The 18108-nt window shown below is 56.2% G+C and carries 17 protein-coding genes and 4 pseudogenes; 9 read left to right on the top strand and 12 right to left on the bottom strand.

Features of this window, described 5'->3' with window-relative positions; translation table 11 throughout:
- Nucleotides 1-652: 652 nt before the first annotated feature.
- The 4 genes from ACN9MY_RS20970 to ACN9MY_RS20955 all read right to left on the bottom strand — a co-directional run bounded on the left by ACN9MY_RS20970 (nt 653) and on the right by ACN9MY_RS20955 (nt 2687).
- Nucleotides 653-1144: a hypothetical protein gene (locus ACN9MY_RS20970; protein WP_426336085.1), complete on the bottom strand. Its 492-nt coding sequence runs from the start codon at nt 1142-1144 to the stop codon at nt 653-655.
- 31 nt (nt 1145-1175) lie between these two features.
- On the bottom strand, nt 1176-1526 hold the full coding sequence (locus ACN9MY_RS20965; RefSeq protein WP_426336084.1) for a hypothetical protein: 351 nt from the start codon (nt 1524-1526) through the stop codon (nt 1176-1178).
- Nucleotides 1527-1728: 202 nt separating this feature from the next.
- The gene (locus ACN9MY_RS20960) at nt 1729-1962 is read right to left on the bottom strand and encodes a hypothetical protein (protein WP_426162456.1); all 234 of its coding nucleotides are present in this window, start codon (nt 1960-1962) and stop codon (nt 1729-1731) included.
- Between the two features lie 569 nt (nt 1963-2531).
- The gene (locus ACN9MY_RS20955) at nt 2532-2687 is read right to left on the bottom strand and encodes a hypothetical protein (RefSeq protein WP_426162455.1); all 156 of its coding nucleotides are present in this window, start codon (nt 2685-2687) and stop codon (nt 2532-2534) included.
- 238 nt (nt 2688-2925) lie between these two features.
- Between ACN9MY_RS20955 and ACN9MY_RS20950 the strand changes: the two genes are divergently transcribed.
- The gene (locus tag ACN9MY_RS20950; RefSeq protein WP_426162454.1) at nt 2926-3459 is read left to right on the top strand and encodes a DUF1003 domain-containing protein; all 534 of its coding nucleotides are present in this window, start codon (nt 2926-2928) and stop codon (nt 3457-3459) included.
- A 1268-nt stretch (nt 3460-4727) separates the two neighbouring features.
- On the opposite strand, the pseudogene ACN9MY_RS20945 reads toward ACN9MY_RS20950, so the two are convergent.
- A pseudogene (locus ACN9MY_RS20945) lies at nt 4728-5605 on the bottom strand (slipin family protein).
- A 726-nt stretch (nt 5606-6331) separates the two neighbouring features.
- Between ACN9MY_RS20945 and ACN9MY_RS20940 the strand changes: the two are divergent.
- The 6 genes from ACN9MY_RS20940 to ACN9MY_RS20915 all read left to right on the top strand — a co-directional run bounded on the left by ACN9MY_RS20940 (nt 6332) and on the right by ACN9MY_RS20915 (nt 10441).
- Entirely contained in the window at nt 6332-6757 is a 426-nt protein-coding gene (locus ACN9MY_RS20940; protein ID WP_426162453.1) for an SET domain-containing protein-lysine N-methyltransferase, read from the top strand.
- 137 nt (nt 6758-6894) lie between these two features.
- Nucleotides 6895-7071: a hypothetical protein gene (locus ACN9MY_RS20935; protein WP_426162452.1), complete on the top strand. Its 177-nt coding sequence runs from the start codon at nt 6895-6897 to the stop codon at nt 7069-7071.
- 22 nt (nt 7072-7093) lie between these two features.
- Complete coding sequence (locus ACN9MY_RS20930; protein ID WP_426162451.1) at nt 7094-7411, top strand: hypothetical protein; 318 nt, start codon at nt 7094-7096, stop codon at nt 7409-7411.
- Between the two features lie 367 nt (nt 7412-7778).
- The gene (locus ACN9MY_RS20925) at nt 7779-8417 is read left to right on the top strand and encodes a hypothetical protein (protein ID WP_426318514.1); all 639 of its coding nucleotides are present in this window, start codon (nt 7779-7781) and stop codon (nt 8415-8417) included.
- Nucleotides 8418-8443: 26 nt separating this feature from the next.
- Nucleotides 8444-9628, top strand: coding sequence for a DesA family fatty acid desaturase (locus ACN9MY_RS20920; RefSeq protein WP_426162449.1), 1185 nt, complete (start codon nt 8444-8446; stop codon nt 9626-9628).
- Nucleotides 9629-10120: 492 nt separating this feature from the next.
- Complete coding sequence (locus ACN9MY_RS20915) at nt 10121-10441, top strand: hypothetical protein (protein ID WP_426318513.1); 321 nt, start codon at nt 10121-10123, stop codon at nt 10439-10441.
- A gap of 150 nt (nt 10442-10591) precedes the next feature.
- Here ACN9MY_RS20915 and ACN9MY_RS20910 read toward each other — a convergent pair whose 3' ends face one another.
- The 5 genes and pseudogenes from ACN9MY_RS20910 to ACN9MY_RS20890 form a co-directional block, all read right to left on the bottom strand.
- A complete protein-coding gene (locus ACN9MY_RS20910; RefSeq protein ID WP_426318512.1) occupies nt 10592-10771 on the bottom strand; it encodes a hypothetical protein in 180 nt (59 codons plus the stop codon).
- Nucleotides 10772-10800: 29 nt separating this feature from the next.
- Nucleotides 10801-11067: pseudogene (tnpB, locus tag ACN9MY_RS20905) on the bottom strand (IS66 family insertion sequence element accessory protein TnpB); the annotation flags it as partial.
- Between the two features lie 78 nt (nt 11068-11145).
- The gene (locus ACN9MY_RS20900) at nt 11146-11331 is read right to left on the bottom strand and encodes a transposase (RefSeq protein ID WP_426162447.1); all 186 of its coding nucleotides are present in this window, start codon (nt 11329-11331) and stop codon (nt 11146-11148) included.
- A 374-nt stretch (nt 11332-11705) separates the two neighbouring features.
- Nucleotides 11706-12761: pseudogene (locus ACN9MY_RS20895) on the bottom strand (S49 family peptidase); the annotation flags it as partial.
- Between the two features lie 563 nt (nt 12762-13324).
- Nucleotides 13325-14455, bottom strand: a complete 1131-nt coding sequence (locus ACN9MY_RS20890) for a sensor histidine kinase (protein ID WP_426336083.1) — start codon at nt 14453-14455, stop codon at nt 13325-13327.
- Nucleotides 14456-14893: 438 nt separating this feature from the next.
- On the opposite strand from ACN9MY_RS20890, the pseudogene ACN9MY_RS20885 reads away from it, so the two are divergent.
- Nucleotides 14894-15310, top strand: a pseudogene (locus ACN9MY_RS20885) (CNNM domain-containing protein); the annotation flags it as partial.
- 18 nt (nt 15311-15328) lie between these two features.
- On the top strand, nt 15329-16039 hold the full coding sequence (locus tag ACN9MY_RS20880) for a hemolysin family protein (RefSeq protein WP_426337651.1): 711 nt from the start codon (nt 15329-15331) through the stop codon (nt 16037-16039).
- A gap of 960 nt (nt 16040-16999) precedes the next feature.
- On the opposite strand, the gene ACN9MY_RS20875 is transcribed toward ACN9MY_RS20880, so the two are convergent.
- Both ACN9MY_RS20875 and ACN9MY_RS20870 read right to left on the bottom strand, forming a co-directional pair.
- Nucleotides 17000-17290 (bottom strand): HU family DNA-binding protein, encoded by a 291-nt coding sequence (locus ACN9MY_RS20875; protein WP_426162443.1) that lies wholly within the window; start codon nt 17288-17290, stop codon nt 17000-17002.
- 438 nt (nt 17291-17728) lie between these two features.
- Complete coding sequence (locus ACN9MY_RS20870; protein ID WP_426336082.1) at nt 17729-18097, bottom strand: response regulator; 369 nt, start codon at nt 18095-18097, stop codon at nt 17729-17731.
- Between the last annotated feature and the right edge of the window lie 11 nt (nt 18098-18108).

The following is an 18108-nucleotide window of genomic DNA, read 5'->3' as shown; positions in this document are numbered from 1 at the left end:
TTCACACTAAAATTCTGACAGGCTCGATCATTTGCGCTTATGGCATTCGTTCCTGTACTCACATCCCACGCAATTGGCAGGATCATTTGTACGGACGGGATCAACCGCGCCGCCCAGCAAGCGCCCTCGGCGGCTCGCCATAGAAACAATTGTGTGTTCCGGAATGAGATCGACGCGGTAAAGGGTCTGCCTTCTTGTAAACCATGGATTGAGGCTAGTGGTTTTTTCCACCGATGGATTGCGAAATATTAAACTCCATGCACTCTTTGCTTGCGCATCGGTCACGCTGTCATGAATTGGCGTCTGCACCGAATGCCTGCAGCAGCTCATAAGGTTTATCAAAATCAAATTTGTTTAATGCCTCCTGAATCGCCGTAACGGTGTCGACGGACATTGCGGCGCCCATCTTCTCCTTTACTTTCCTGAACTGCGTGATTGCCGCGATATCGTGCGCGCGCACCAGTGATAGGAAGGCTGAGAGGGCGGTGTCCGGAGTGGTCGATCGGGTTGCGGCGGACGCTGCACCGCGCTGGACACCCGGTGCCCAACCTGGTCGACGAATAGTTCAAAAGCGTCGTTCAGGGCTGGTCTTGATCGGTATCGAGAAAACCGGCAGTTTGGAGGCCGGTGCACGCTAGAATGCGCGCGGGAGCTAATGTTCACATTGCGTGAGGTTATGCCGCGGACATTGGTGAGCGCATTGCCTTGCTTGTCGGTCGATCACACCGACGTTCCAGAAGTGCTTCGTGAGCGACGGAACGATCAAGATGCGTTGGCGCAGGGCGGCGGAGTCTCCGGAGATTGCGGGCGAGACCACGTCGGCTACGCCGCGCACTAGTAATTCATGCTGCATGCCGATCTGCGGCTGCATGCTCGTGCGCACGACGTTGGCGGCGAGAAGGGCGACAACAATGGCCGACAGAAGGACAAAGGCAAAGACGCTGCCAAAGAGCTTGGTGCGGATCGATCGTTTCAAGTACCCGATAGGGAAGCCCGCCGCCGACTCGTTGTCCTTAGCACACCCATTGGTTTCCTGTCTTTCGGCGCGATGGACAATACGATTGGCATTGTTGCGCAAGCGGGCTATGGACGGCAATGGCGAACGATTCGCGAGATGGAATCGCGAGCAGTCGGCCTTCGACATCGTGCAAGGCCTGCAAGAAGAAGTCAGATTCTTAGTCGAGTTCGTAGTATGCGTCGGCGCGCGGGGCACGAGCCATGTCGGCGTTGCAGTACGCGGTCGTCGCCTCGCGCTGCCGCAGCGATTCAAACAGGCTGTGCAGACCGTCCACGTTGGAACCCCGCCAGGACGGAGAATCGTGAAGAACGGGGGAGTGACTTCTGACTTTTCCGTCGCCAGAGAGGAGACGCTGGATGATCTGCGAAGGAACGCGTTCGCCAATGAGATAGGCGATGGCATAGCGCCACCCGAATTTTTCTGCCAAGTCAAGCGCTGCGTCCACGACGCTTGCCATGCGAACGCCCGTTCGGCGTTCCGGATGATAAAATGGCACGGTTGTCTCCATGTTCACTCAAAGGCTTGGCTTCGGTTGGCCAATGCCACAACAGGTGATGTACTCACCTTAGCACGCTCGTGTTCGCCATGCGAGTCGTGCTCGCGATCTTCATATGCAGTGTTGGCGCTGTGCTACAGCTCCGTTCGCGGTACGCAGGGTAACCCGGCATTGTCCAGTTCAAACGCAGGAAGCGCCAAATGCTCAACCTAAGCTAACTGAACCTCGGTCGATACATATTGATCAGATCAATGACGGCATAGACCATCGCGCTCAGTTCAGGTGCATGAGAAATGAAACATTCCTGAGTGTAGCCCCCGATTCGCAGCACTTCGCGCTTCATCGCCATGAACTGCAGCTCGTGCTGCGCGTCGAACGCACCATCAGCGTCGTCGGAGACCTTGGCGCTGGATCGGCAGTGCGAGGCTTCTGCGAGGTAAAGCGCCATGAAGCGGTTGGTGGAATTTTCAATGGATCGCTTCCCGAACGATGTGGCTGGTACCGCTGTATCTCAGTGTTCCAGTCGGAGATAAGCGTTGAACCAAGCGTCCAGTTGCTTGTACAGAAAACTGCGCGGCAGCGCTTCACGGCCAAAGGCTTCGCGACCATTGGGAGTCGCTTAGGGCAATCCCACGCAGAAATGGGACTACTCATTGGCGCGTCTGACCTCCATTGCTACGTACCGATTGGCGGCGTAGGCTTCGGTGGGACCATCATGCCTTGTTCCAGCATCACTGATAGCAAATTCGGTGAGCAGGCGAACGGCACGAGGAATGTGGCGTCTACTAGGGAAACCAAAATGAAGCGTGAATTCCTCACTGTTTTCAGGCAGGACTTCCACCACTTCGAAGCAAAAGTAAGATTGACTTCAATACTTTTGCAGCCAGACTGCCGGCAGTCAACATGCAGCGACTCGCTGAGGATGGCGCATAGCTGCACAGCAGCCTCAGGAGTGAGGGAAAAAGCGTTACGTCAATGAGATCGTCGGACTGGAAAAGATGTCTCCCATGGACCTCCTCAGCGTGTGCCACGATGCCCCATGATGCCGTCATTTTTATGTCGACCTGCGACTTCATTCTGGGTTGCTTTCTGCTGCTGCTTGTTGATGTCGCCTGTTTTGCCAGGGAACGCTTTGTGAGGCGTTGGGTCCTGGACTTTCTTTGTACTGTTCATGATGTTCTCCGTCAACGTATTAGGACATCGTGCGTGCACTGGTCGACTGGCGATGGAAAGCCTGGCGCGTGACGTCCTTGGCCGCGCTTCTACGTCATGACTCGTATTCAGTGTACGCCTTAACTCGCTGGCGCGTTGGCGCAGTGATCGTCGATGCCCACCACGGTAGCGAGTTGGGAATTGCGATCCCAAGTTGAGCTATAGTGGGCGAATCATTCCGGGCATGTTGGGAGGTTGTATGAACTCATCTCAAACCGAAAACTTGTCTTCGACAGGTGAATCACATGTCGATCATTTGCGTTTTCATCGCCAGCACGAACACTTATCCAAGACGTTTGGGAGTGACGCGTTCGGGCTGAAGGCGGAAACCTTCGCGCGCTTCCTCGGCACCTCACTTTTTCTTGGCCTGCAAACCATCATTGTCGCCACGTGGATCGCAGCCAATGTCTTTGGGCTGGTTCATTTTGACGTCTACCCTTTCATCCTATTGAATCTGGCATTTAGCTTGCAGGCGGCTTATGCTGCACCGCTTATCTTGTTAGCACAAACGCGCCAGGCGGCGCGGGACAAGGCGCATTCTGAAGCCGACGCCAAGCACCGCGAGGCGATCGCCGTCGCATCGACCAAGCATTCCGCACAAACGTTGGAGCTGCTCCGTCAGAACACTGAGCTGACAGAAATCACCAGGGCGATGGCAGAGCGAATCGAAACGTTGACGGCCGAAATCCACCGTCACCTTGTTCAGGACGCCACGCGAAAAGGCAGAGATTGACGAGTTGCGCTTCTGTTACTATCGCGTCCCGTTGTGGGGAGTTTGCTTCGGACTGAGTGCAGCAATCGAATGCCACGTGCCGGCGCTAGAGGAATGGTTGGAGAGCCAATGCTCCGTCGGCGTGCCACGTCAAATAGCACCCCCCCATGATGACTGATGTTTTGACGGCATGGATGCGCAATAGTGCTTCAGCGTAGAACCGATTGTGAACCCCCACCATCTCGATAGCCTGATCGATCGTTTCGGAAAGCGTGATATTTGTCCTTGGTACTCGGAACTTTAGGACGGTTCGCAATCCTGTCGCAGCCAGTTTTGTCGCCTGTTCGGCACTTTCTCGCCGTTCGCTGGGCCTTGCTCCCGTAACATGTCTCGGCCATTGGTGGTTGATGTGCGCCGTGGGCCACTCTGGGAGAGTACCCGCGTCGCCACACCATTTGGAACTGAGTGCATTTGCAGGTATTGCCATGTGAGTAAGCATCCGGAAGATGTCGCCATTTTGATCGCTGTATCGACGGCCAAGGCCATGCCTTGGTCAGGGCGAGTGAAATCTTTCATATAGCCTCCGCTTCAGTGATTACACTGCTGCGGACTGGAATCGCTATAGTCAGGGCAGCCATTGACGATAGCATGGGGACACCCCATCGCCTAAGCATATATATGGATCGATTCGGCGACACGATAGTCATGGTCTTCAAATGCTATGCACGTTGCGGTTCTCGGCGCGCGGGCCTCGATAATTGGTTGACCTAAAGTTAGCTACGCGAGGGGCAGACCACTACTGCGAAGCAGCGTGCTCACGGCGCACACCCACAGCCGGATTTTCTGGTTGCTCACGTCAACCAGAATAGATTGCACCGATCCGATGAACGGTACTTAGGCTTCCTCAAGTATAAGCGCGGGACCAAAGGAGCGCGCCTTCGCTAAACCGTAGTGCACACGAAGGAGCAGTGTGAGGCGCTTGCTCTTGCGAAGTGGACGGCACACGGCACATGCGGCCACATTGTCCAAACAGGCCTGACATTGAGCTTGATGCAGGCCTTCCAGCGCGCGGTAGATGACGCCGTCATCCCTTCGTTTCGGTCTGACGAATGAATTGGCGCTTACTTGGCGGCGGCAGCAACGTGCGTGGTAAGTGGGCTTGCTGATGCCACGCCGCGCAATGATCCTTGGGCGATACTTTGGGGGCGGAGGGCAGTTGGCGCCCATTCACCGAGTCATGCGCCTTCAGGAACTTGTACTGAGTGTTCCTGGGGATCAATAGAATTAAATCAGGCCGCAACTTTGCTCATAGCTACCTCTGGACCCGATGCCCTTCGTTCAAACCTTGCTGGCCGCTCCATGGTTGCAGGCGGATTCAAGCTATCGATCATCGTGCTGGGGATCAGGACTGTGGCGCCGCGCTCTTTTGTTGTCTCAAAGATGATATTCATCGCCCGCAGCTGCAATGCTGCAGGATGCCCTGCATACATCTCTGCCGCCTCGACAAACTTGCCGGCAATCGCTACTTCGGCAAAGCCGAGAATGACACGAGCCTGCTTTTCGCGCTCTGCCTGTGCCTGACGAGACATTGCGTCTTGCAAAGCGACGGGAATTGCTACGTCGCGGATCTCGACGGAACTGACCGATATACCCCATGCCGCCGTCTTCCGCGCAATGACATCCTTTAGCAGCGCATCAGCCTCTTTGCGTTCAGATAACAGTGACGCCAGCATCGATGCACCGATCATTTCGCGCAACGACGTTTGTGCGACGCGATCGATTGCTTCCCGATAATGAGTGATCGCCAACGCCGCTTTTTCCGCGTCGTCTACATGCCAGAAAATGATCGCGTCGACATTGACGGGAACGGTGTCTCGGGTGAGCGCTTCGGCGGCGTTAAAGGCAGTGGTCTGAATACGCACGTCGATGATCGCAACCACGCTATCGATGATCGGAATGACGGCAAACAGGCCCGCCCCCTTGACGCTCTGCAGCTTACCCAGCCTCAAAATCACAAACTTTTCCCACGCATTGGCCATCTTCAGCGATAGTGCGATGAGAACGCCGAGGGCGAAGAAGAGCAAGGCAACGTATGGCGCCCCCAGTAAAGGGCGCCGGTGCTCGCCAGCAGGCAGACGCCGACTAAGAATGATGTGACCGGGTTCATGATGATCTCCGCGGGAATGCCCGCCTAATGAGTTCGGCTCGCGTTGAGACATGCGAGGTCATGGCGAAGTCCAGAGCAACGGGATCGCCCGCCGGGAAAGTACAACACAATGCTTCGTCCAGTGCAGCATCAAGACGAACCTGTTCGGACATGTCCCTATCATTGCAGTGCAATGCGGCGTCGCCACAAGCTTGCGCTGACAAATATTCGTCCATACGAAACTCCCTTCTAAGAATATGCAGAGCCAATCGGGCTGTGTATTCAACAGGGCGAATACTTCGCTCAGATGCAATGAATTCACTATGCGCCGAATGGTCGAAGTCGTCAGTACGCACGCGCACCCATGTCATCGATATTCACGCATCACACTGGCATTCTGTGCCAGATATCGTAGGGCGCAAACCGCTTGAACCGGACCATCCCGATTCTTTCGGGAGGTGGAGATGCCCAAGCAGGGGAATTCGGCCGGCAGCGGTTAGACAAGCGTTTCACCATCGCGATGACACATTACAATCCACTTTCTGGCAGCAACTTTGCAGTCAGATTCGTGTGGTGCAGCGAAGGAAACTGATTCTTCAAGAGAAGCGCACAACGCGCCGTCGATCGAAAGGCCCATAATAGGCGTGCCATGGTGCTGCAGCATTACCGCCGAACATTGTGATGTTTTCTACGGCGGAGCCTGGCCGTTGCACGCGCGATGCATGGAAAGCGGGAGGTTCTGTAGGTATGACGAACATCAAGGCTTGTCTCGGCTACATCAAGGACACGGGCTCCTCAAAAGGCAGGGGCGTGTTCGCTAGTCGGCGGATATCGACTGGTGAACTCGTGGAAGCTTGCCCTGTTGTGCTGCTTTCCCCGTACTGGGCTCAGTTTCCCGAGGAGGTAAAGCGTTTGTTGTTCAATTGGGGACATTTGACAAAGGGGGAACCCGCGGGTTGCTTAGCCCTTGGTTGGGGCAGCATGTACAACCACGCCAATCCCGCAAATCTGAGGTACGTTGCGCTTGCTGAAGAGCAGCAGCTCCATTTCATTGCCGCCCGAGACATCGAAATCCATGAAGAACTGACCATTAATTACAATCATACTGGCGGCAATGTCAGCTCGACGGATGACGTTTGGTTTCGCAAGCATGGTGTGGCATTGATTTCTTAGTCAGCCATGCGGTCGTCGCATCAACGCAGATGCCTAAATTTTAGGCGCGAACTGTAACTTAGCTGTCGGACAGGCGTCTCGCTGGCGTCCCCGACTTCTGATGTATATGGTAACTCGGGCGGTATGCTGGCAAATTCATGCTGGCGATGCAGGAATGTGGCCATGCATTGGATGAGTATGCATTCCATGACCTCTGGGTGGCGAGTGCGGCGGCGGACGCGGTGTCCTTCGCCAAGGCATGGGGGCGGGAGTGGATCGACGACTATCTCCAAGAGGCCGACGCCTGCGCCCGTTTAAGCGTACACTCAGTGTGAGTCACCAAGAAGGAGATCCGTCATGAAAGACTCTGTTCCGGAATTCTCCTTCCGCGGCCTACCTTTGAGCGCCGAACAGGAATCTGAAATTCAACACTACATTCATCAACGGGAAAGGCGCGGCTTGCAGCCAGACGTTGAAGAACTGCGCGCCATGGTGCACGACATGCTGGCCCCCCCCGCTAGCGAGAACCCAGGTGAGCGAGCCGAAGCGGAAGGCGCACATGCCGACGCCGAACGCGCAGCCGGCCTGGTCGATAACGGCGGCGACCCGATCGCCGCGCGCGAAGAACGTACGGCTGCCCATGAGGCCGAAGCGATGAAGCATTCAACATCGTAAGGGGGGCTGCGGGTACTGCTCGGTGGAGAGACAGTAATGTTCCGCCGTCGACACACCGATGGTGCATGAGAGTGTCGACTAGTATTGCAAGCAATGTGTATTGGTGCGGGCGATGCCTAAATCATTAGGTGAACGTCGCTTGTGAGCGTATAGTGGGGAACAGGTACCCAGCCAACATTCCCAATTTGTGCCGGTCTTCCTCAGCATTGCAGCGTGACAGCGCAATCGCGTCAAAGCCCCTCAACGCCGTGAAGTGGTGTTATGCCTGCGCCTGGCACGCTGTCGGTGTGCCGCGCCGGAAAGGTGGGCCCGCTCGTTGCTACCGCCTTCCGGAGTCTGTTCCTGAACGCGAGCGAAGGAGTGTACCATGCGCCAACATTCAACTTCCCGGTTCCAGGGGTGGAAAATCCTGCTGAGGTGGGCCGAATTCAGGTGCCAGGACGGCTCGCTGAAGTTCGCGTCAACCGCCATCCTCAAGCATAGGGCGCCGATGGTGGATTGCACGAGCCTGCAATGGCCGGACAAGGTGACGCGATCGATTGTTTTTCCGGAAGACGCATTCAGCTCCTGTGAAGACGCCAATACCGATGCGATGGCGAAGGCCCAGCGTCAGATTCTGGTAATGAACGGGAGCACGGATAGCCGTGGGAGAAAGATTATGGACAGTGCGGACAATACAGATGCGCGCCAGCAGTCCGATGAGAGCTTGGCTGCGCAATATGAGATCTCGTTCGATGGGAAAAGGTACGCATTCCGGCAGCACCGTTACGTCGTGTTCCAGGATGCCTTGCGCTATGCGGTCGCGGAACACGCCAAAGAAGGCTTCTTGCGCGACGAGGCGTTCCAACCGAGCTGGGTGGCCGCATACCGACCCACTGACGAAGACGAAAGCACGATGAGACTGCATGGTATTGACTTTATCGAGGGCCACTTCCTTTACGGCGGCTATCGATACGGTCAACTGTGTGACGCGGTCGCGTTTGCCGCCGAACATCCGAACTTGTAGGGCCGTGGTCGCGAAGGAGCTCCGGTATGGAGCAGTATCTGCAATGGATGGCCGAAGGATTGCTTGCGCTGAGCTGGTGGCAGCTGCTGCTGATCGGGCTGGTGACGACGCATGTGACGATCGTCGCGGTGACGGTCTATTTGCACCGGTGCCAGACGCATCGCTCGCTGACTTTACGCCCGCTCGTGGCCCATTGTTTCCGCTTCTGGCTATGGCTGACGACAGGGATGGTAACGCGGGAGTGGGTGGCGGTGCATCGCTGCCATCACGCCCATTGTGAAACCGAGAAGGATCCGCACAGCCCGGTGGTGGTCGGGATCAACCAAGTTCTGTGGCGCGGGGCAGAACTGTACCGGGACGCGACAAGTGACCCCACGCTGGTGGATCGCTACGGCGGTGGGGGACCGGCTGATTGGCTGGAACGACGGATCTATGGCCGCTACACCTGGCAAGGCGTCGGCTTGCTGCTACTGATCGAACTGGTCTTGTTCGGGGCGCCAGGCCTGACGCTGTGGGCTTGCCAGATGATGTGGATTCCGTTCCTGGCCGCCGGGGTTGTCAACGGCTTAGGGCACTGTGCCGGCTACCGCAATTACGACTGCAAGGAAGCCGCCACCAATATCGTTCCGTTTGGCCTGCTGATTGGCGGGGAAGAGCTGCATAACAACCATCACACGTTTCCGACGTCTGCAAAATTCTCGGTTCGCTGGTTTGAACTCGATATCGGCTGGGCCTATATCAGCCTGTTGCGGTGGTTGCGCCTGGCAACGCTGCGCCGGCCACCAGAGCGCTTGAGGCGATGCGCGGGGCAGTTCGTGCCGACTCGGGTGACCTTGAAGCTGGTCCTGGGCAATCGTGCGGTATTGATGCGCGAGCTGACAGTCCTGACTTTGGACGTGTTTCGGGCTGAACGCATGGGACTGGCGCAGTTGATCCCCCACGCGGCGTTGGTCCAGACGAAGCGTCTGCTGCGGCGCGCACCGTGTCGGCTCACCAGAACGCAGAAGGTGGAGCTGGAACAGGTGATCGTACACAGCACACGACTCAATACCATGCATGTGGCGCGGCAGGCGCTGGAGAAGTTATGGGAACGTTCGCCGGCAACGCAGGAAGAACTCCTGGCAGTCCTGCAAACCTGGTGCGTGGATGCGGAGCGCTCCGGTCCGCGCCCCTTGCAGCGATTTGCCCGACAATTGGCGAGTTATGGGTAGTGATATGAATCTTGCATTGATACACTCAACGGCGTGCCGGGAATTGCTCAATGAAGGAGACCTGGAGGATGCGGTACGCTATTGCATCGCCCAAGGCATTGAACCACCGGTCCCGCCATGCACCAGGCTCTCCACCGACTACGAGCGGTGTGTGGACGTGGCAAAGGAAACCTTGTCGGACTACGGTTGGTGGGAGAAACGGCTAAAGGTCCGCAGTACGCGTGAACGCAGGCAGGCTGAAATGCAGGAACACTCACTTGCGAAGTCCCGGTCGCCCTCCGGTGCGGCCACACGCTGATGCGATCTTTTACGCCAGCTGGCGCCGGCCTGGCGATGTCTTGGTGAGATGGGTCCCGCAGTGCTCCAGCGTACAAGGAATGATTCCAAGGTACGCGGGCCTAACGTACATCGTGTGCCGTGACGGATGCATTCAACCCATGTGGCAGTCGCGTGGCGGCTGCGCTGAGACGCAGGGGGCAGGTGCTCGATAGTGTGAGCGTGGCGTTCGACGAGCGCCAGAAGTCCCGCAGCAATGGGCGCGACGTCACGAAGGAGCCGGATATGCAACGCTATCGTGGTTACGAAATTGACTGTTCGACCGTCAGGGCGACTTTGGGCAAGCCTAGCGCAAAATGGTACTGCCGATTGAGCATCAGGAAAGTCGGTGATCCAATTCCGACGCGATACCAGGTTACAGTGATTGCCTGGACCATGCGCTCGGCGAGTGTGCTCGGCCTGCATCGTGCGAAGGAACGCATCGACGATGCGCTCGGAATCGAATTGCCTGCTTGGGATCCTCCCCGTGTTCAGTGACCAGGTTGTAGGGCGCAGCCCTGGTCAATGCGAAGTGCGGTAGCACTGTGTTCCGGGCCTGCCGGTGTTACCGATCGCGCGAAGAGGGGGCGTGACGTAACGCTGTTTGCGGACGAAAGACGTGCGTCGGGAGGTGTCGGCATGCGATTTCTATCGGGGCGAGTCTCTGCTGCCAAAGCGCGACAACATCGCTAGCAACTCTTCCAGTGCTACGGGCTTCGTCAGGCGGGATACCATGCGTGCGTGTGCCATGGCTTCTCGACTACCGGGGCCATCCCAACCGGTCCATGCAACAATGGGTAGTTCTGCGCATTGAGGAAGGGCATGCATGGCAGTCGCGGTTTCACAGCCGTCCATGTCAGGCATTTGAATGTCGAGGAACACGCTTGCGGCCAGATGAAGCGACCGCGCTCCAGACGCTTCGCCAGTAAGCATAAGCCGTCGCCGGTCCACCACAGCAGCTTGATCAAGTCGCCGCGCCTGCCACGGAACACAAACACGTGGCCACTGAACGGGTCTTCTTCCAGGGCCGTTTGCATTTTCGCCGCCAAACCGTTGAAACCGCTGCGCATGTCGGTGACGCCTGCTGCGAGCCAGACCTTCGTACCCGCTGGCAGGCCGATCATCGCAGCACACGCTTCAATACTTGTATCAGTGTGGCGGCGTTGGATTGGCCTTCGATGCGCAAGCGCACACGTCCAATTTCAAGAGTGATTGTTCCGGTCGCAGCTTCCGATTCCGGCACCCGTTCCTGCGTCGCTACGACCACCGGCAGCAATTCGCTGGACTGCGCAGGCGCAGCTGCTACAAGCTGCGCCTGCTTCGTACAGCTTCCTCCAAGTGAACACCTGGTTCGCATTGACGCCATGCTCACGCGCCAGCCGCGGCACCGACACGCCGGGTTATAAGGTCATCTCCACGAGTGCGCGCTTGAACTCCAGGGTGTGCTGGCGATATTTGCCGCGTGGCCCGCGCTGAATGACTGGTTGAAAATTTGTGTCCATGATCAAATTTGTGGGCACAAATGCTGTGCCAAAATTGGATCATGGTCGGGCGTGATTGATGCGTCCAGACGGTGCTGGCAAGACGCTTGCAGCGCGAACGCGGTCTGGGTGCCCACGGCGGCTGTCAGCGGATCTTGTGGGTAGGTGCCCTGCTCAGACGCGGGATCCACCGCCGCGTTGTAGACCGTCACGGGGTGGTCCGTCAATATGAATTTCACATCCGAGTCATGTGCCGACACGATCTCCCGCACACCCTCGACTCACATTGTGCAATGCATCAGGCGCAAAGCCTGCATCTCGACCATCAGGTCGACTTGGCCCAAAGAGCCGTAGCATGAGCGGATCCAGTCAAGGCCTTTGGGCGCGCGCAGCTTCTGCGCTGCCATGTATTCAAAGAATTCCTGGAACGAATCGTGTACATCGGCGTGATCCCCGCGCACGAACGCGCGGACTGCTTTCGCCCCCTGGTCGTCAATGGTACCAAACAAAAACTTCTCCACTTCGCCGTTGACGATCGAGCCGAAATGGGTGGTGTACAAATCGTACTCAAAGAAGCACCTGTTCGGGCCCCATTCGTGAATCGCAGTACGCGGCACTTGTCGACCACCATACACTACCTTATCCTTGGGGAACAAGCGCACGCCAGCCCTCCCAGCCTGCAGCCAATATGCCAGGCCAATCATGGATCCGCCGGCTATTGGCACGAACATGGCCGTACCTCCAAGGCCCATGAGTTCCTTGCACGTAAGTCGCGCCACAAGAACGTTGGGGCCAACGACTTCTGTGGCTGCGGCAGCGCCTACTCGAGCGTCGCTGACGGCTGAAAAGATCGCTCCCACGAACCGGCTGCCGAGGCTAGCGAACCCTTCACCACGTGGGCCAAAGTTGAACTCCTTGAGGTTTGTCTGTGCACCAACGACCGTCTCCATCGTTCCGATCTCGTCGACGAGGCCAAGCGCCTTCGCTTCCATCCCGCTCCATACTTCACCGGTACCGAAGTCTATCCCCGCCTTCAGATGTCGCCCTCTTTGCTGCTGCACATCCTGGACAAACGCGCCGCCGACCTTGTTTACGAGCTCTGTGGCCTTCGCGTCCGAATCATTGGTCAACGGAGTAAATGGATTCAAGAATGCCTTCAGGCGACCCGAACTATAGACACGGTGCGATACCTTCAGTTGAGCGATCGCCTTATCAAGCTGCCATGGAGCGAGGATCGCACCGATCGAGCCAACCAGGCTGTACTTTCCCGCGACAATACGATCAGCGTGCATGGTCGCCATGTACGCTGCGGATGGGCCCAGATTCCCGATGACCGCGGTAACTGGTTTGGGTACTTCTGTTTGTAAGTGACGAACGCGCTGACAATCCGCTCTGCTTCGACCGGTGCTCCGCCAGGGCTGTCGATTTTTAGAACGACCTGCTTTATGCGAGTGTTCTTAAACGCAGCTTTCTACAACGCCGATGACATCAGCAAACGGGGGAACGAAAAGCCGGTCGCCGTTGCGAAATACATAGCGGCGCCCGCTAGCGGTCCGATGATCAGAACTGATTTCAAGGCCAGATTCCATCTGTGCACGGAGCGCCGTTCCGCGTCTGAAATATCAGCAGGCGATTTTTGCATTGCGTTGTGTCGGAAAGCGAGCGATTGCCGAGCGCCTTAGTACCGCGTTCAGCTGACAGTTGCCCCGAAGCGGAACTTAGAAGTTGGAATCCCGTGGCACGAACATAGAGCGTGTTGGCGTGTGTCAGCGGAGTCATGGCGCCTTCGTGGCGAGCACATCATTCACCGTTTGGCCACGGTGTCTGCCATGGGGATTTTCTAGGCGAATGTAGTGTTTTACGTCCGAGGGGAAACCGGGTCCACGAGTTGGATCATCGCTTACTTAACGCTGTCAGTTATGGTATGGCGTGGCAGTGTGACAGTGAACACGCAGCCAACATTGGGCAGATCGCGGACGCTCAGGCGCCCACCGTTCGCCACGACGAACTGCCTGGCGATCGTCAGGCCTAACCCGAGCCCCGAGCGATCGGCGCCGCCTTGTTCAAAGGGTTGGAACATGCGTTCGGCCAATTCGGCACCTAGCCCGCCGCAATGGTCGGATACTTCAATTAGGACATTGTCATTGACAGCATGGCAGGTCAACGTGACCTCGGTGTGCGGATGCGTGAACTTGAAGGCATTCTGCAACAAGTTCACGACGGCCGCCAACAGCATCGACCGATTGCCCTTTATCGCCAATTCCGGATCGACTGGCATGATCGTCAGCCGGCACTGCTTCGCAACTGCCGCCAAAACTGATGCTGCTTCGATCTCTGCGGCAAAGTCTGCAACCGAAAAGATGTCCCGCATTCCGTCCAGGTGCTCATTGCGCACGAGTGAAACGGTGGTTTGAATCAGGCTGTCTAAGCCGTCCAGGCTGCGGTCCAAAATTCCTCCAGTTGCCCCATTCAGGTTGAGGTTGCCAGTCCGGCAGGCCGTATAGGCAAGTTTGGCGGTGCCAAGCAGGTTGCGTAGCTCGTGGACAAAGAAGCCCATCCGCTTGTTTTCTTCGGCATTGTGGCGGCCCGATTCAATGAAATCATGCTGCAGGCTAAAGGCAGTGACTGCATAGGCAATCGCATTGTCGAGGCATCGATTCAAGGTCCTGAATTCGTCGACGGCAAACGGGGCGTCGCGCTCGACCGCCAAGTCGGTGATCGCTTGGCACAGATCGCCATAGTTGTGAACCACTTCGTCGACCGTAAAGCCCAGTGCGAGCATGTCCTGACCGTGCAGAGTCGCCGATGCCTGAACCTCAGTGCGAGCGGGTTCCAGCTTGACCGAGATTGTTTTAGTCTGGAGCGTGCTACTTGCTTGCTCTGACCTCAATGTATAAATCAACTGTTCAAGAAACATCGGGACGCCATTTTGCAATTGCTCGGCTGTCGCGGAATGTTCACGTGTGGCGACCTTTGCTCTGCAGCGATCGACGAGTTCACTGCGATTGTTGGACAGGAATTCGTGCAGCATCTCTGGCTCCCTACCGCACTTATGGCCCAATCGAGCACACAAACGTCGGGCGGCAAGACTTGGTCAAGTGCGATCGACCAAGAATTGAAAATGATTTCTGCTTTATCAGTATAGATGGGAAACCCAGCAATGATAGTGACCGAATCACCGGACACTCTGGGCGAAATTCTCCGACGCCAGCACAGCATCATTTTAGGAAGCCTTTTCTTTAACAAGATGAGCGAGGCGTAGGTCCCTCCGATCTCGTCAATGTGATCGTTAATGCAGTGGTAAGGTCAATGTACCGCTAGCTACGCAAACGGGGCACCAGACATTGCCTGGCTAGGGAGTAGGGATCATGTGTCAGGCGCGTTAGAATGACCGAGCAGATTGGGGACTGAAAATTCTGCCGCCAAGCCGGATCACAATTGATACCTCGGCAGGTTTGCTGATCCCAATAAATTCATGTCCACAGTACAGATAGGCATCACGTCGATAGGTGTCCTGAATGGTATTGTCGGCGAAGCGACCCTTGCCCGTCCGTTTGGCGAATGGTTGATGTCTCTCGGCATCCCCTCTGCCTGGTCCAACAATCTGTCAACGGCTCTGGTCGTCCTCACAATCACCTATTTTTCGATCGTGCTGGGCGAACTAGTTCCCAAGCGCCTGGGCCAACTGAATCCAGAGCCGGTAGCGCGTGTCGTTGCACGTCCTATGCTGATTCTGGCAGGGATCGTCAAGCCATTTGTCAAACTGCTTTCGGCATCCACTCAGCTGATATTGCGAGGCTTGGGCGTGCGACAGGCTGGTCCACAGACGATCACGGAAGAGGAACTGCACATGATGCTCGAAGAAGGATTTGAATCCGGTGTTATCGAAGTCCAGGAGCACCAGATGGTGCGTAATGTCTTTCGTTTGGAGGATCGCCAGTTGGCGTCCTTTATGGTACCGCGCAATGATGTCATCTACTTTGACCTTGATGACGAGCTGGTGACCAATATGGCGCGCTTCGACAATTGCGAACATTCCCGCTTCCCGGTACTCAGGGGCGGCTGGCATCAGGTAATTGGAATCGCCAGCGCGCGCCAAATGCTTACCCAAGCAAGGCAAGGTGCCCAACTGGACTTGGGAGTCCATCTTCAGTTGCCGGTCTTCGTTCCGGAAACATTGACGGGCATGGAGCTGCTGGAGCACTTCAAGCAGACTGGCACCCACCTCGTGTTCATTGTGGATGAATATGGCGAAGTGCAAGGTATCGTGACGCTGCAAGACGTTTTGGAGGCCATTACCGGCGAGTTCAAACCTCCGTGCGCGGAAGACAGTTGGGCGGTTGTCCGTAGGGATGGCAGTTGGCTCCTAGAGGGATTGATTCCGGTCCCCGAACTGAAGGACCGGCTGGCACTTCAAAGCGTGCCCGAAGAGGAAAAGAGTCGGTATAACACCCTCAGTGGCATGATCATGCTTCTGCTCGGGACTATTCCGCGAACAGGCGACATCTGTCACTGGCAGGGGTGGGATTTCGAGGTGGTTGACTTGGATGGTCTCCGCATCGATAAAGGATTGGCCACTCGACACCCGCTCGCGTCCCGCGAACATACTGAGTAGCCTGGTGCCTGACGCGGTGCCTGGTCAGTGGCTGGCCGTGCCGAACGCCGAGATGCAAAGTCTTCCGGTGGCCTTGTTCGATTCGAAAGGGCAACCATGCAAGGGGACTATGGATATGCTATCTTGGTGCCGTCGGATCAGATTGGAGTTGGATCATGTTAGTTCCCACGGAACGCCGACAACAGCGAGTGAAGACAACCGTCATTGATCATGCCATTGACTTGGTCTGTACGCATGGCTTGTCTTATGCGTCAACATATCTTCGCAATCAGAAATTCGGCGACGAGACAATTGCGCGTGTGCTGAGTGGTTCCCAGGATCAGCACCGGAAGCATGACTGTTCAGACCAACATGCTGAACTACCATATGCGTCAGAATCGCAAGAATCCGATAATGCTGTCGTGCGGCAACTTAGCTATAGTTCGCGCTCAGGAAGCGGTAATTCACGCTGATGCAATGGAAGTGTCTTGCTTCGCTATTTCTAAGGCTTTAAAGGCCCAATCTCCCTGCTTGCTTGCAAAGAATTGAAGGCAAAGTAGGAATCATTAATGAGATGGGCGGCAATTCAAGGCCCAGCTGGGATTTCTGCGCGATGAAGTTGGCGCGCTAAAAAGCAAGATAAAGGGCACTAGAAACGCCCCCGCGACCACCGGCTGTCAAATCATCTGAAGTGCAGAAAACATCGCGGCAGTGCTTCACCGCCAAAGCTTTCGCTACCATGCGCCGTGCGCGGTCGATTAGGACTATCCCTCGCAGAAATGGGACGACTCATTGGCGCGTCTGACCCGTCTGTGCACAAGTGGGAAGATGGCGCCGCCGTTCCGCGTTTGAAATTTCAGCAGGCAATCTTTGCATTGCGTGGTGTCGGAAAGCGAGCGATTGTACGGCATCTTGGTATTGCGTCCAACTGACAGTAGCCGGCTGGCGCCATTTCCCTGGAGGCGAATTCCGCGAGTCGAATCAAGTGCGTTGGCAATTCTTGATTAACGTGGAATCCGGATGAAACACCACCACCCGCCTGGCACACACGGTGCATGGCGCCATCGTCCTCGGATTCCTGCCTGGTCTCGCAGCTTTTGCGAGGATCCTAAACTTGCCAAATCCTTGGAGTGAGACCTCTTCTCCCCGCTCGAGCGCGAGTGCAATTTCTTCGAAAAGGTTTTCGATGAATTTTTGTGCATCCCTCGAAAAAGTGAAGCCGGTTGCGGACTGGAGAGAGGCGGACAGGTCGACGCGAGTAATCGTATGCATGCAGTCCCCATTGCTTTCACATTCTCGCGCAATTGAAATACCAAGTTGCGCTTATGCCTCTTCAGCTAAGCGTTCAGCGGTAGTAGAGATGGATCGAGTGGCGCATCTTGGAACTACTTAATTTCGGTATGGATCTCCCTGATACTCTCTGCTGTCTCGATAACGGTAGCCGTGGTGATAGTAATTGTAGTTGCCGTCTCTCCGGTCATAGCTTCGAGAGTGGTACCGTCCCTCGACACCGTAAAGTGGCGAAACGACACAGCCACTTAAGCTGATGACAGCGCTGCATAGGATAATTAGCGTCTTCATGATGACCTCCATTCAGGTTCACTAATTTTCTTGTAGCACGCAGTCCGCTCTTAGTCTGTACGGCAAGATACATATCAAGAGACAAGTGCATTGATACCCCGTAGCGCAAGGATGGTGTGAGGATCACCGTCAACTGCGATCGGTGAAATACCCAACCCTTTGCAGAAGTTGGCCATGATCAAATGGCTTCGCAATGTAGTCATCGAACCCGGCGTCCAAAATGCGTTCCCGGTCGCCAGCCATGGCCAAGGCCGTTACGGCAATCAGTGGAATGGCGCGCGTTGTTGGGTGTGCGCGTAGCATCTTTGCTGTTTCGATACCGTCGACACCTGGCATGTTGATGGCCATGAGTATCAGGTCTAGCGGCTGCTGGCGGGCAATCTCGATTCCGGGAAGGGCGCGTTCAGCGAGGAACAGTCCATGGCCTTCATTCGAAAGCAGGACAGTGAGCACCTCCATGTTTACTGGCGAATCTTCGATAACCAAAATCCTGGCCATGTCAGCACCTC

It is taken from the genome of Pseudoduganella sp. R-31, assembly GCF_049913235.1.
Lineage (GTDB): Bacteria > Pseudomonadota > Gammaproteobacteria > Burkholderiales > Burkholderiaceae_D > Rugamonas.
The sequence above is the reverse complement of the archived record's forward strand: the minus strand, read 5'-3'. Positions and strand labels throughout refer to the sequence as shown.